The sequence below is a fragment of the Streptomyces sp. NPDC002851 genome, from assembly GCF_053591935.1.
The window spans coordinates 72,713-86,073 of record NZ_JBSFUT010000028.1 but is presented as its reverse complement, the minus strand read 5'-3'; the positions used below and the strand labels follow the sequence as shown (position 1 = coordinate 86,073).

Annotated in this window: 9 protein-coding genes; 4 read left to right on the top strand and 5 right to left on the bottom strand. The window is 73.1% G+C overall.

Annotation, left to right across the window (positions count from 1 at the left end):
• The first annotated feature begins 404 nt into the window (after window positions 1–404).
• Window positions 405–857 carry a hypothetical protein gene (locus tag ACWD10_RS26480; RefSeq protein WP_451095165.1) on the top strand — a complete coding sequence of 151 codons (453 nt, stop codon included), beginning with the start codon at window positions 405–407 and terminating at the stop codon, window positions 855–857.
• Window positions 858–901: 44 nt separating this feature from the next.
• On the opposite strand, the gene ACWD10_RS26475 is transcribed toward ACWD10_RS26480, so the two are convergent.
• The gene (locus ACWD10_RS26475) at window positions 902–1,261 is read right to left on the bottom strand and encodes a bifunctional 3-phenylpropionate/cinnamic acid dioxygenase ferredoxin subunit (protein WP_451095163.1); all 360 of its coding nucleotides are present in this window, start codon (window positions 1,259–1,261) and stop codon (window positions 902–904) included.
• A gap of 444 nt (window positions 1,262–1,705) precedes the next feature.
• Here ACWD10_RS26475 and ACWD10_RS26470 point away from each other — a divergent pair, with 444 nt between their 5' ends.
• Both ACWD10_RS26470 and ACWD10_RS26465 read left to right on the top strand, forming a co-directional pair.
• On the top strand, window positions 1,706–2,449 hold the full coding sequence (locus ACWD10_RS26470) for an IclR family transcriptional regulator (protein ID WP_451095225.1): 744 nt from the start codon (window positions 1,706–1,708) through the stop codon (window positions 2,447–2,449).
• 274 nt (window positions 2,450–2,723) lie between these two features.
• On the top strand, window positions 2,724–3,809 hold the full coding sequence (locus ACWD10_RS26465; protein ID WP_451095223.1) for an S-(hydroxymethyl)mycothiol dehydrogenase: 1,086 nt from the start codon (window positions 2,724–2,726) through the stop codon (window positions 3,807–3,809).
• A gap of 29 nt (window positions 3,810–3,838) precedes the next feature.
• Here ACWD10_RS26465 and ACWD10_RS26460 read toward each other — a convergent pair whose 3' ends face one another.
• From ACWD10_RS26460 to ACWD10_RS26445, 4 genes are all read right to left on the bottom strand, one after another.
• Window positions 3,839–8,548: a hypothetical protein gene (locus ACWD10_RS26460; RefSeq protein ID WP_451095161.1), complete on the bottom strand. Its 4,710-nt coding sequence runs from the start codon at window positions 8,546–8,548 to the stop codon at window positions 3,839–3,841.
• Between the two features lie 65 nt (window positions 8,549–8,613).
• Window positions 8,614–9,510: a hypothetical protein gene (locus tag ACWD10_RS26455; RefSeq protein ID WP_451095160.1), complete on the bottom strand. Its 897-nt coding sequence runs from the start codon at window positions 9,508–9,510 to the stop codon at window positions 8,614–8,616.
• Between the two features lie 59 nt (window positions 9,511–9,569).
• The gene (locus tag ACWD10_RS26450; RefSeq protein ID WP_451095158.1) at window positions 9,570–11,129 is read right to left on the bottom strand and encodes a hypothetical protein; all 1,560 of its coding nucleotides are present in this window, start codon (window positions 11,127–11,129) and stop codon (window positions 9,570–9,572) included.
• A 59-nt stretch (window positions 11,130–11,188) separates the two neighbouring features.
• Entirely contained in the window at window positions 11,189–11,884 is a 696-nt protein-coding gene (locus ACWD10_RS26445; protein WP_451095156.1) for a GntR family transcriptional regulator, read from the bottom strand.
• A 144-nt stretch (window positions 11,885–12,028) separates the two neighbouring features.
• Between ACWD10_RS26445 and ACWD10_RS26440 the strand changes: the two genes are divergently transcribed.
• The gene (locus tag ACWD10_RS26440) at window positions 12,029–13,342 is read left to right on the top strand and encodes an MFS transporter (RefSeq protein WP_451095154.1); all 1,314 of its coding nucleotides are present in this window, start codon (window positions 12,029–12,031) and stop codon (window positions 13,340–13,342) included.
• The last annotated feature ends 19 nt before the right edge of the window (window positions 13,343–13,361 follow it).

Genomic DNA, 13,361 nt, shown 5'->3' with positions numbered 1-13,361 from the left:
TACCGGGAGATGACCACCCGTCGCGGAGCCATGGCCGTGGGTGTGCATCTCGCCATACGGAGAGGCTGGTTGGCCGGAATGTTTCGACGTACTGATTAGTAACGGGAATCTTCGCGGGGCGCCATTCGTCGTGCAGGTAAGGAAGTTCGGCGAGTTGGTATGAAGGTCGGCGCGAGATCGGCACGGAGAGTTGAGTTTCGGCACAGAGAGTTGAGTACGGAGAGTCGGTACGGAAAACGCCAGCTGCGGCCAACAGAGCGGAATTGGGGATTCCCTGGTGCGGACGAAGGGTCGGACAGGGCGGAGTATTTCGGCGCAAGACGGGCAGTCACTCAGGAGTCGGGCGGGAGCTGCCGGACGGGAGGGCTCCGGATGTACGGCTGCGCGGTGATGGGGAGAAGAGTGTGACGGGTTCGGTGGAGCGGGGGACGCCGCGGGGGCGCGACCCGGAGGGCGGGCGGCGACCGCTCTGGGTGGAGGAGCCGGTGGGCCGGAAGCGGCTGCCGGATCCGGTGCGGACGGCGGCGGTCCGCGCGGTGATCATCACGGCCCTGACGTTGATACAGGGCGTGATCGCGTTTCTGTGCTCCCTCGCCGGATCCTGGCTGGCCTTCCCGATGGTGGTCGGCAGCGTGACGGGCACGGTGTTCGCCACATGGGCGGTGCTCGACGTATGGGTGACCCGGCAGGTGTGGAACCAGCGCCACGGCGTGATCTCGACGCCCCGCAGCACAGCCCGCCGTCTCCGCCGCGAACGCCGCCGCGCCCGCCGCGCCGCCCGGGCGGCGGCCCGCGGTCGGCCTCCTGGCAGTACCGGCGGGGCCGCGGTGGGACACGGCGGGCTTTCGGAGGCCTAGGGCCCGTCTCCTCGATCTTCGCGGGCCCGCGGGCCCTAGCGGAGTCAGGCGGCGTTGCCCTCTTCGGCCACGGCGCCCACGGAGGCGGGGACCGGCGCCGTGGTCACGTTCTGGTGGACGTACACCATGCCGTCGGCCACCGTCACCGCGTGGGTGCGCACCGGGCGGCGCGCGGGCAGGCAGGTCGGCTCCCCGGTGCGCAGGTCGAATGACGCGGCGTGCAGCGGGCATTCGACCTGACAGCCCTCCAGCCATCCCTCGGAGAGCGAGGCGTCCTGGTGGCTGCAGGTGTCGTCGATGGCGTAGAGCTCGCCGTCGGCGTTGAAGACGGCGATGGGCGGGGTGGTGTCGAGGCGGACGGATTCGCCGGCGGGGAGGTCTTCGAGGCGGCAAGCGAACATCACGGAATCCCCCTGTGGGTGCGCGACTTGGATGGCACGTCGGATGGCGGGCGGGACTCGGAGCGGCGGCACGAGCGGATGATCCGAGCGATTGCCCGGCCGTCTGCCCGGACACGGAACTACGACTGTTCGGTAACACCTTGTTGCGTATGACGCGCGCACGCGTGCTCTGCGCAACAGAATCAGGGCGGGAAGCGAGCCACGTCAAGCTCTTCCCGCGGATGCGGCGTGAACCGGGCTGCCAGGGGTGGGAGCCGAGCCATGAGGCGCGACCAGGAAGAGGCCATGACCAGCGAAAACAGGAAGAACGAAAGGCAACAGAAGAAGCCACGAACCAGCGACGAGACCAAGCCCACAAAGAAGCCACGAACCAGCGACGGGACCAAGCCCACCAAGAAGCCCCCGTCCGGCAAGCAGGGCAAGACCACGGGAGCCGCGGCCAGTGCCGTGCAGTCCGTGGACCGGGCGGTCAGCGTCCTCGAGCTGCTCGCCGAGCATGGCGAGGCCGGGGCCGCGGAGCTCGCGGACACGCTCGGCGTGCACCGCTCCACGGCCTTCCGGCTGCTAGGCGTGCTTGAGAACCGAGGGCTCGTGACCCAGTCCGCGGACCGCGGCAAGTACTACCTCGGGGCGGGCGTGCTTCGCCTGGCCGGGGCGGCCGCGGTGCGTCTGGACATCTCCCAGGAGGGCGCCCCGGTCTGCCGCGAACTCGCCGACGAGCTGGGCGAGACGGTCAACATCGCGGTGCTCGACGACGACGCCGCGGTCAACGTCATGCAGGCCCGCGGCTCGGCCTCCGTCACCGCGCAGAACTGGCTCGGCCGCCGCACCCCGCTGCACGCCACCTCCAGCGGCAAGGTGCTGCTCGCACACCTCCCGCCCGCGCTGCGCGAGGGCCTGATAGCCCGGACGCTGCCCCGGTTCACCGAGCGCACCGTGACCGGCACGGCGGTCCTGCGTACCGAGCTCGAGGCCGTGGTCGAGCAGGGATTCGCCCTCGCCATGGAGGAGTTGGAGGTCGGCCTGACGGCCGTGGCGGCGCCGGTGTGGGCCCACGACGGCAAGGTGATCGGCGCGATCAGCGTCTCCGGACCGGTCTACCGGCTCACCGAGGACCGGCTCGGCGAGCTGGCCAAGCGCGCGGTCGTGGTCGCCGGCGACCTGTCGCGCCGGATGGGCTACGGCTTCTGACGGACACCTGGGACGACGTACGTACGAGAGCGGGGCCGAGCAGCGACCGGCCCCGCTCTCGTCTGCGCGGACCAGGCAAGACAGCCCCTCCCCCGGCGCCGCCCCGCCACTCCCGGCCCGCGCCGGGCCCCGTGCGTCCGAGTCGTTTCGCCACCGCTCCATGGATTTTCCCGCGTTAACTCGACCCCCTTGACGGCCTCTCGATGCCGTTCCCACTATGTCTCTCATCACGCAACACAACGTGCAGAGCGCGACAACGAAGGGGGTGAGGGTGGTGTCGCACGAGGTCCGGGCAGTCGTCGCCGTCAAGAAGGGCGCACCCGTCGAGGTGCAGACGATCGCCGTGCCGGATCCGGGGCCCGGTGAGGTGCTCGTCGACGTGCAGGCCTGCGGGGTGTGCCACACCGACCTGCACTACCGGGAGGGCGCGATCAACGACGACTTCCCGTTCCTGCTCGGGCATGAGGCGGCGGGCACCATCGACGCGGTCGGGCCCGGCGTCTCCCAACTCGCCCCGGGCGACTACGTGGTGCTCGCCTGGCGCGCCCCGTGCGGCGCGTGCCGCTCCTGCCGCCGCGGCCGCCCCTGGTACTGCTTCGACTCGCAGAACGCCCGGCAGCCCATGACACTGCTCGACGGCACGCCGCTGTCACCCGCGCTCGGCATCGGCGCCTTCGCCGAGAAGACCCTGGTCGCCGCCGGTCAGGCGGTCAAGGTCGACCCGGCAGCGCGCCCCCAGGCGGCCGGTCTGGTCGGCTGCGGCGTGATGGCCGGGTACGGCGCGGCCGTGCACACCGGCGGCGTCGGCCAGGGCGACACGGTGGCCGTGATCGGCTGCGGCGGCGTCGGCAACGCGGCGATCGCCGGGGCCTCGCTCGCCGGTGCCCGCCGGGTGATCGCCGTCGACATCGACGACGCCAAGCTCGACGGGGCGGAACGGTTCGGCGCCACGCACACCGTCAACTCCCGCGGCACCGACCCCGTCGCGGCGGTGCGCGAGCTGACCGGCGGCTTCGGGGTCGACATCGCCATCGACGCGGTCGGCCGCCCGGAGACGTATCTCCAGGCCTTCTACATGCGCGACCACGCGGGCACCCTCGTCCAGGTCGGCGTACCGGACCCGGACGCGAAGCTCGAGATCCCCCTGATCGACGCCTTCTCGCGCGGCGGCGCCATCAAGTCGTCCTGGTACGGGGACTGTCTGCCGTCCCGGGACTTCCCGATGCTCATCGACCAGTACCTCAGCGGCCGCCTCGAGCTCGGCGCCTTCATCAGCGAGACGATCGGGCTCGACGGCGTGGAGGACGCCTTCGCCAAGATGCAACGCTCCGAGGTGCTGCGCTCGGTGGTGGTGCTGTGATGAGGGAGGTCCTGTGATGAGCGAGGTGGTCACGTCGTAGCGGTCGCCGCCGGGCGCTTGTACATCCGGGTCGCCGTGATCTCGCCGTGTACCGTCTCGCCGTCCGGGTCCTGCTGCGGCAGGCCCGGGCGCAGGTGTTCCTCCACGCTGATGTACTTCAGGCCCGCCCGCAGGTCCGCGTCGTTCCGCAGCCGGATCACCAGCGGGAACTCCGCGAGCGCCGTGGTGTCGAACAGGCCGGTGGTGTAGAGGAGTTGGACGCCGAGCGCGTCGGCGACGGCGCGCTGCAGCTCCAAGAGGTACGTGGCGTTGGCGCGGCCGATCGGGTTGTCCAGGAACAGGGTGCCCGCGTGCCGGTGCTTGTCCCGGCCCCGGTCGTTCGAGCGCAGCGCGGCCATCGTGCAGTACAGGGCGATGGCCGCGGTGAGCAGCTGGCCGCCGGAGAACACATCGCCCATCTGCCCGACGGGCACGCGCTCGGCGCGCAGCACGGCGTCCGGCTTGAGGATCTCCACGGCCACGCCGCGCGGTTCGATGGCGGCCTGAACTCCCCTGAGCAGCAGGGACATTCCGTCGCGCCGCAGATCGGAGTTCTTCTTCACGGCCGCGCGGGTGGCGTCGTCGATGACCTCGCCGAGCCGCTCGATGAGCGTCGCCTGGTCCGGTTCGTCGAAGCGGATGCGCAGGAACTCCTGGCCCGACCACTCGCCGAGTCCTTCGGGGAGGCGGGACAGACGCTGTGCGGAGCGCAGCGTGGCGAGCGCGGACTCGACCAGGCCGCGCAGCCGGTCCACGATCGAGTCCCGGTTGCGCTCCAGCTGCTCCAACTCGTCCGTGAGTACCCGCAGTCGGGGCGCGAAGGCCTCGGCCCACTTGGCGGCGTGCTCGGGCAGCGCGGAGGCGGGCAGCTCGCGGATCTGCTGCCGCGCGGGGGTGCGTACCTGCTCGTACCGGGTGGAGTTGGCATGGCGTACGAGCACGTCGCTCGCCTCGCGCACGGCGGCCTCGGCGGCGGACAGGTCGGCGGCGCAGCCGCGCAGCGAGCGGCGGGCCTCGGCGGCGGCCTGCCGCGCCTCCTCCGGGCTGCCCGGATACGGCTCGGGCTCCTCGGCCGCCGCCTCGTCCTCGTGGTGATCCCTGAGGAGGTCCCTGAGCAGGGCGGCCGTCTCGTCGAAGCCGCTCGCGCCGTCCTCGGCCGCGCGGTGCGCCTGAAGCAGCTCGGCGTGCGCGTCACGGGCCTGAGTGAGCGCTTCCGTACGGAAGTTGAGCTCGGCGGTGGCGGTACGCAGAAGCGCCTGGGCGTGCTCGGCGTCGGTCGGCACCAGGTCGTCGGGCAGCTCGGTGTGGGCCGATCCGTCCTCGGGCGCGAGGCGTTCGGCCTCGCCGCGCAGGCGGCCGAGCTGCTCGCTCGCACTGGACGCGCGGGTCTCCAGGGTCTGTACGAGAGACTCGGCGCGGGCGGCCGCGGCCTGCCGGGACGGCCCGTCGGCGCCGTCGGTGCCCTCGAGGAGCTGGGCGGCGCGGGTGCGCACCTTGTTGCTGAGCCGGTCGAGTTCGGCGAGCGCGGCGGACTCGTCGCCCTCGGCGCGGGCCTGTTCGGCCCGCAGGTCGGCGCCGACGCCGACCTTCTCGTACAGCTGGGACGCCGCGCGGTAGGCCTCGCGCAGCGCGGCGAGCGGCGCCTTGGGCGGCTCTGCCTCGAGGGATACGTCCTCGGGGGCGCCCGCGATGTCGGCGCGCTCGGCGCGCAGGGTGCGGGCGGTGCGGTGGGCGTCGTCGGCGGCACGCTGGGCGGCGCGGCGGTCCTCGTCGGCGGCGCGGGCGCGCTCCAGGCAGAGCTGGGCCTTGGCCTCCGACTCGGCCGCCTCGTCGGCGAGTTCACGGAGGCGGGCCTGCCAACCGGCCCGTTCACGCAGCCGGAACGCCAGGCCCGCGAGGGCGTCGGCGGCGCGCCGCGCGCGCTGGGCGGCCTCCTGCCGCTCGTCCCTGACCCGGACGGCGTCGGCGGCGGCCTCGTCGGCCTCGGCGCGCGCCGTGCGGGCCTCGGCCAGCTCCGCCTCGGCCTCCTCGGCGAACTCCCGGGCCGTGCGGGCCGCTTCGGCCAGCTCGGCGAGGCGGCCCGCCGGGCAGCCGGAGCGCCAGGAGGCGAGCCGGGCCGCCAGCTCCCGGTCCTTGCCGAGCCGGGCGGCGAGCGCGCGGATCTCCTCGTCCCGGCGGGCGGCGCGGTCCCGCAGCGCCTGCCGCTCCTCGTCGGCGGCGTGCTCGTCGTGCATGGCCGGGTTCGGCGGTACGAGAAAAACGGCGCCGTTCGCCGCGTCCGCGCCCTGGTCCGGGACGGGCGCGACGAGTGCGGCGGCGGTGCCGACGGCGACGGCGGAGCGGGGCAACAGGGCGGCGGCGCCGAGGGCTTCGCGGGCCCGGGCGTGTGTCTCGGGGTCGGTGATGACCACGCCGTCGACCAGCTCGGGGCGGGCGGCGAGCACGCGCGCGTGGTCGGCCGGGTCGACGGCCTGGGCGAGGTAGCGCCAGCCGGGCAGCGCGGGGATGCCGTGCTCACCCAGGTATTCGACGGTGGCGAGGACGTCCGGGCCCGGGGGCAGCAGGCCGCCGTCGCCGAGGGCGCCGAGGATGCGGGAGTCGTCAGCGGCGGCGGTGCGCAGCTCGAAGAGCTGCCGCTCGGCGGCGGCCACGCCCTGGTCCAGGAGGTCCTTCAGGTCGTCGGCGAAGCGGTCCAGCTCCGCTGCGGTGAGCGGACGGCCCGGGGTGTCCGTGGTGCCCGTGGGCTCGGCGGCGTCGGGCGGCGTGGTGGAATCGGAGGCTCCGGCCTCGTCGGGCCCCGCGGTCCGCGGCTGCGGAACAGCACTGCGTCCCTGGGGGCCCACCGGATCCACCGCGCCCGGCAGCCCGAGCAGCTCCGCAAGGCGCTCCTCGCCCGCAAGGGCGTCGGCCGCGCGGCGCTCCGCGTCGTGGGCCTGCTCGGCGGCGTCCGCGGCGTCCGCGGCGCGGGCGGCGGTGAGTTCGGCGCGGGACTGGGCCGCGGCGGCCTCCTTGGCGCGCTCGGTGGCGGTCCGTGCGACCTCCCGGGCCTCGTCCCAGGCGGCGACCGCGGTCTTCTCGGCGTCGCTGGCGGCGAGCGCCGCGCGGGCCGGATCGGCGTCCGGCGCCGCGTCGTCCAGCCAGCCCGCGCGGACGGCCTCGGCGGTCTCCTGCTCCACCTCGGCGAGCCGCTGGCGCAGGTGCTCGGCCTCGCTGCGGGCGCGCTGCGCGTCGGTGGCGGCGGCGGTGGCGTCGCGGTGCGCGACCTCGCCCACCTCCTGGAGGGCGGCGGAGCGCTCCTCCTCCTCGTTGGCGAGCCGCTCGCCGTCCTCGGCGGCGGCGTGCAGCGCGCGCACCAGGTCGGCGGCGGCCTTCGCGCGGGCGGCGAGCGCGGGCGCCGCGTCCCGCTCGGCCTCCCGGATCGCGGCGGCCACGCGCGCGGAGCGGTCGGCGGCGGCGCGGTGCCGGAGCACCGCCTCGGCGGCCTGCCAGGCGGAGTGCAGGGTGCGCGCGTCGGCCAGCTCGCGCTTCTGCGCGGCCGCGGCCTTCTCGGCGGCGGACAGCGCCAACGAGGCGTGCCGGTAGGCGAGTTCGGCGGCGATCAGGGCGCTGCGGCCGCGGGCGTCCTCGGCCGCGGTGACGGTGTGCGCGGCGGCGGTGACCTCCTGGGAGAGGTCGGCGGCGCGGCCGCGCTCCTGGGCGGCGCGGGCGGAGAGGCGGCGGGCCAGGGTGCGGGTGCGGCGCTCGGCGCCCGCGTGCACGTCACGCGCGCGTGCCCGGGTCCCGGTGGCCTCGACGATCCGGCCGAGCAGGTCGACGGAGCCCGCGGTGAAGTCGCGTTCGGCGATGAGCTCGGCGCGCCGCCCCAGCTTGTTCCCGAAGCCGCTGACCAGGTCGGCGAGGCCGTCGGTGTCCCGGGTGTCGGTGACGGCGCGCAGCAGCAGATCGGTGAAGTCGGAGTCCTTCTTGACCGCGAAGAGCCCGGCCGCCTCGCCCTCGTCGGCGTTCATCTCCCGCTGGTAGCGGAAGAGTTCGGGGTCGAGGCCGAGGTCGCCCAGGTGCTCGTTCCAGCGGTCGTGGATCTCCTCCCAGTGCACTTCGAGGTGGGGGTACGCCTTGCCGGCCTCGACCATCGCGTCCCGGAAGCCCTTCATGGTGCGGCGCCGCCCCTGCGCCCCGGAGGCGCCCTCGGCGATCGGCCGTACCGCCGTGGACTCGGCGACGGGCAGGCTGTCCAGGCTGAGCCCGGGCCCGGGCCGGAACGAGTACCAGCTCTCGGCGAACTTCCGCGGGTCGTTGGAGACCTGCCGCCCGCGCCACTCGCTGACCTTGCCGACGACCACGCACTCGCCGGTCTGGGTGTGCTGCCACTCCAGGGCGACGTGCCCGCAGTCGTCGGCGAGCAGGAACTTCCGCAGTACGCCGGAGCTGGCGCCGCCCAGGGTGTTCCGGTGGCCGGGCAGCATCACCGAGAAGATCAGCTTGAGCAGTACGGACTTGCCGCCGCCGTTCTCCAGGAAGAGCACTCCGGCGGGCGCGGGGCGGCGCGGCGGACCGGTGGGCTCCTCCTCGAAGAACTCCGCCTGGGTGGGGGCGGGTTCGGGCACGGCCTCGCCCACTCCGCGCAGGTCGAGCACGGTGTCGGCATAGCGCGCACCGGCAGGACCAATGGAGTAGAGGCGGACCCGGGACAGCTCGTACATGGCGGCGGACTCTCGTCGTAAGGCGTGGTGAGGCGACAGGGGCGGCGGGCGGCGTTACCCGGACATCAGGTGCGTTCCTCGGCGTGGAACGGCAGCCCGGCCCCGGCGACCAGCTCCAGATCCTCGCCCTCGGGGGCCGGGAGCAGACTGGCGGAGCCGTCGGTCACGGGCACCACGCCGAGTTCGAGCAGCTCGGCCATGGCGGCGCTGCCCGCCATGTCACGGACCTGGAGCTGGTACCGGGCGGTGGTGCGGTACGTACCCCCGGCGTCGTCGCCGGTGCGCTGCAGGAAGCCGGAGTCGGTCAGGAAGGCGACCGCCTTGGCGACGATGCCGGTGGTGGAACCGGCGAGCCTGCGCGCGTCCTTGGTGGCCCCGGTGGCGCTGCGCCGCGCCCAGATCCGCCAGGCCGCTTCGAGCCCGGGGGCATCGGTCGCGGGGTCGGTGTTCTCCCCCTGCTCCTCGGCGCGCTCCTCCAGACGACGACAGGCCTGGCGTACGAACGCGTCGACACCGTTCACGGAGAGCCGCCCGATGTACCCGTCATCGGCCAGGTCCTCGGGCCGCGGGAACGCCAGCGCGGCGACGGCGAGATGGGCGAGGCCGTGCAGAAACCGGTCCCCCGCATCGGAGGAGGCCCGCCGCGCGTAGTCGCCCATACGGACGGCGAACACGGAGTCCTCGGCGGCGGTCACGGCCATCCCGGCCCGCGGCGACACCTCGAGCACGACAAGCCCGAGCCCGGTGGCAACGGCATCGGCGAGCCGCGCGAACGCCGGATCCTCCCGGTACCGCCGCAGCAGCTCGGTGTACTCCGCGTCCCGCGCGGGCTGCAGCTTGGGCTGAAGCCCGAACGACACGAGCCGCGCGGCATCGGCGGCGTCGGCCGGGGTGACGGCTGCCGGAGCGGGGCGGGCCTCGGGCTCGCTCCACCCGGGGGTGTCGGCGTGGTGGTCGGTCACGGGTACTGCTCCTTGATCGGGGCTGCGTGCTTCGGTGAGGTCTCGGGGCGCGCTCCGCATCAGGCCACCTCCGCCCGCTCCGTAGCCATCCCCACCGCGTCCAACAAGGCGGTCCCCACAATCAGATCGGCCCCACCGAACTCGGGATCATCCAGCTGCACCCCGTCATCCACGGCGAACAACAATTTCCGCTCCCCCTGCCGGTACGCGGTACCGACCGGCGGACTGGCCGCATGCACCGCCAACAGCGCCACCAGATAGGGCAGTTCAGGATCGCGCCGCCGAGCCTCGGCAAGCAGCCCGGACAACCGCCGCGGAGCGTCATGCTCCAGGTCGAGCAGTTCCATCGCCGCCCCCAGCTGCTCCTCGCTGAACCGGCTGTCGTCCGGCGTGGCGATCAGATCGGGCTCCGGCATCTCCGCGCCGAGGTGCTCCCGCTCCACGGGCGGCGTGAGCAGCAGGTCGACCAGGTCCCCCACCCGTACCGAAGACGGCGTCCGCAGCCCCGTGCCGCGCGCGAAGAACGCGTCGGTCACCCGAAGCGCCTGCTCCACGGGCAGCGGAAGCACCGGGGCGACCAACTGCCCGTACACATCGAGCCCCGCACGCGCGGCGGGCGCCGCGAACGCCTGCCGGTCCTGCTCGGCGCGGAACAGCGGCCCGGCCTCCAGGAGCCGGGACTGCAACTGCGTATGGCGCCGGATGCAGTCCTTGACGATGTCGACCAGCTCGGCGGCGCGGCGCTTGTGCTCGGCGGTGCGCGGGTCGGCGCCGGTCTCGGCCTCGTCCCGGGCCTTGCGGATGTTGGTCAGTATCGCGTTCTCGTGCCGGTAGCGGTCGGCGACGTGCTCCAGGGCCTCGGCGATCATGTCGGGGACGGCCTCGAGCCAGTCCACCGCCCGTACGTTCCGCCGGGTGGCGTCCAGGGCTCGGCGGAGGGTCTCGGAGTACTGCACCGTGCGGTACCGGGCCTGCTCGGCGGCGAGCTGGGCGTCGGCGAGGCGGCCGCGGCTGATCAGCACCTCCAGCTTGACCTCAGCGGCGATCTGGGCGCTGGTCACATCGGTGTCGAGGGCGCCGACCAGGACGTTGACCGCCTCGTCGGTGGTGCGCAGGCAGACCCCGCCGCCGTACGCGGGGACCTCCTCGATGAGCTTGAAGTCGTAGTCCCGGCGCACATAGGAGCCGTCGGGCCCGAAGGTGCCGTACACCGCGCGGAAGCCACGGTCGACACTGCCGACGTTGATCAGGTTCTCCAGGACCCAGCGGGCCACCCGCTCGTGCTCGGCGGCGGGCCGCTGCGGGGCCTGGGCGGCGACGCGCGGGATCAGGCGGGCCACGACCTGGTCGGGATCGGCGCCGGTGTCGAAGTCCATGTTCAGCGTGACGAGGTCGATGGCGGCCAGGGCGACCTCCGCCATCGCGTACACCGAGTACTCGCCCGCGAGGTTGGCCTTGCGTACGTCGAGGTCGTGCAGTGGCGCGGTGCAGGCGAGGGCGCGAAGGCGGCGGGCCAGGCCCTCGTCGGCGGCCGGGCCCGGGGCCGGGGACGCGAAGCCGCCCGGGGGCCGGGGGGTGCCGGCGCCGGGGGCGGTGTTGGCCTGGGCAGATGCAGTCACGACGGAAAGATTAGGCGGTGCCACTGACAACGGCCGAAACGGGCAGATCCCGCCCCGGGCTACTCCGCGTCCTGCGAGGCCACCGCGTACGCGTGGACCAGGGCAAGCCGGGAGTCCTCCAGATACGCGGCGAGCAGCCGGACAGCACGCTCCTGGTCCCCGTCGAGGAGCGCGTCGAGGATCGCCTGGTTCCGGTCGACGTACGGCTCGTGCAGGATGCGGGGGTCGGCCACTACGTGGAAGGCCAGGCGGAGTTCGGCGAGGACGCTGCGCATCAGCTCGTTGGTGCGGGTGCTGCCCGCGAGGGCGACCAGTTGGGCGTGGAAGCGGATGTTGGCGGTGCCGACGGCCTTCCAGTTCCGCTTGTGGGCGGCACGGCGGCCTGCGTCCACGGCGCGGGCCACCTCGTCGAGGGCGTACGGGGGTTCGCCGAGGCCACGCACGACGGCGCACTCGACAAGCTGCCGTACGCGATAAATGTCCTCGATGTCCTCGATATTCAATTTGCGGACGAACACGCCCCGGTTGAGCTCATGGACGAGCAGCCGCTCATGGGTGAGCAGCCGGAACGCCTCCCGCAGGGTGTTCCGCGACACCTTCAGCGCGCCACCGATCCCCGCCTCGGAGAGCTGCTCGCCGGGCACGAAGTACCCCTCGGCGATGCGGCCACGCAGGACGTCCGCGACCCGCTGCGCGGTGCTGGTGCGGTCCAGGGATGGGCGATGGTCCGCCAGGTCGGTCATACCCGAATTCAAGCGCACTCCACGGGGACGAAACAACATGAGGATTGTGGGCTCGTTCAACAATCCTCTCCAGGGTATTGAGGGATTGTTCAACAATCCTCTACGTTGACGGGCGGCACGTACCCCTCTCCTCCTCCCACCCCTGCGAGGTGCCGGATGAGCACGACCCCACCGCCCCGCCGCACGGCCACCGACGCGCCACCGGCCCCGGCCGAACTCCGCGACGACAACGGCCCGTTCGGCTGGCTGAAGGCCCTGGGGCCGCGCGGCCGGCGCGCCTTCGGCGGCGCGTTCGGTGGCTATGCCCTGGACTCGTACGACTACTTCACGCTGCCCCTGAGCATGGTGGCCATCTCGGCCTACTTCTCCCTGGACAGCGGCCAGACCGGACTGCTCACCACGGTCACCCTGCTCGTCTCCGCCGTCGGCGGCGCGCTCGCCGGGGTGCTCGCCGACCGCCTGGGCCGGGTGCCCGCGCTGATGATCACGGTGATCACGTACGCCGTCTTCACCGTCCTGTGCGGCCTGGCCCCCAACTACGAGACGCTGCTTGTCTTCCGCGCCCTCCAGGGGCTCGGCTTCGGCGGCGAGTGGGCGGTCGGCGCGATCCTGGTCGCGGAGTACGCCACCGCCAAGCACCGCGGCCGCACCCTGGGCGCCGTGCAGAGCGCCTGGGCGGTCGGCTGGGCCCTCGCGGTGGTCGCGTACACGCTGGTCTACCAGTTCCTCGACGCGGACCTGGCCTGGCGCGTGATGTTCTTCACCGGCGCCCTGCCCGCGCTCCTGGTCATCTACGTACGCCGCAACGTCACCGACGCCCCGCAGGCCGCGCACGCGCGCGCGGAGCGCCGAAGCGAGCGGGCGAGCGCCTCGTTCGTGGCCATCCTGCGGCCGGGCCTGCTGCGCACCACGGTGTACGCGGCGCTGCTCTCGACGGGTGTGCAGGGCGGCTACTACACGCTGTCCACCTGGGTGCCGACGTATCTGAAGACCGAGCGCGGCCTGTCCGTCGTGGGCACCGGCGGCTATCTGGCCGTGCTGATTTCCGGCGCCTTCCTCGGCTATCTGACCGGCGGTCACCTCACCGACGTGCTCGGCCGCAAGAAGAACATCACGCTCTTCGCGTTCCTCTCCGCGGGCTGCATCCTGACATTCTCGTATCTCCCCGAAGGGGCCAACGGACTGCTCCTGGTGGTGAGTTTCCCGCTGGGCTTCTGTATGTCGGCCATCTTCAGTGGATTCGGTTCGTTCCTCAGCGAGCTGTATCCGACGGCGGTACGCGGTACGGGGCAGGGCTTCACGTACAACGTCGGCCGGGGCGTGGGCGCGGCCTTCCCGACCCTGGTGGGCTTCCTCGCGGAGAGCTGGGGCGTCGGCGGTGCGCTGATCTTCGGCGCGGTCGCGTACGGGATCGCGGTCCTCGCCCTGTTCGGCCTGCCCGAGACCCGCGGCAAGGAGCTGCTGCCGTGAGACCTGGAACCTGAGCGCC

Coding starts and splice junctions, on each gene's coding strand:
- ACWD10_RS26460 (WP_451095161.1), bottom strand. CDS start 8,548: ATGTACGAGCTGTCCCGGGTCCGCCTCTACTCCATTGGTCCTGCCGGT.
- ACWD10_RS26440 (WP_451095154.1), top strand. CDS start 12,029: ATGAGCACGACCCCACCGCCCCGCCGCACGGCCACCGACGCGCCACCG.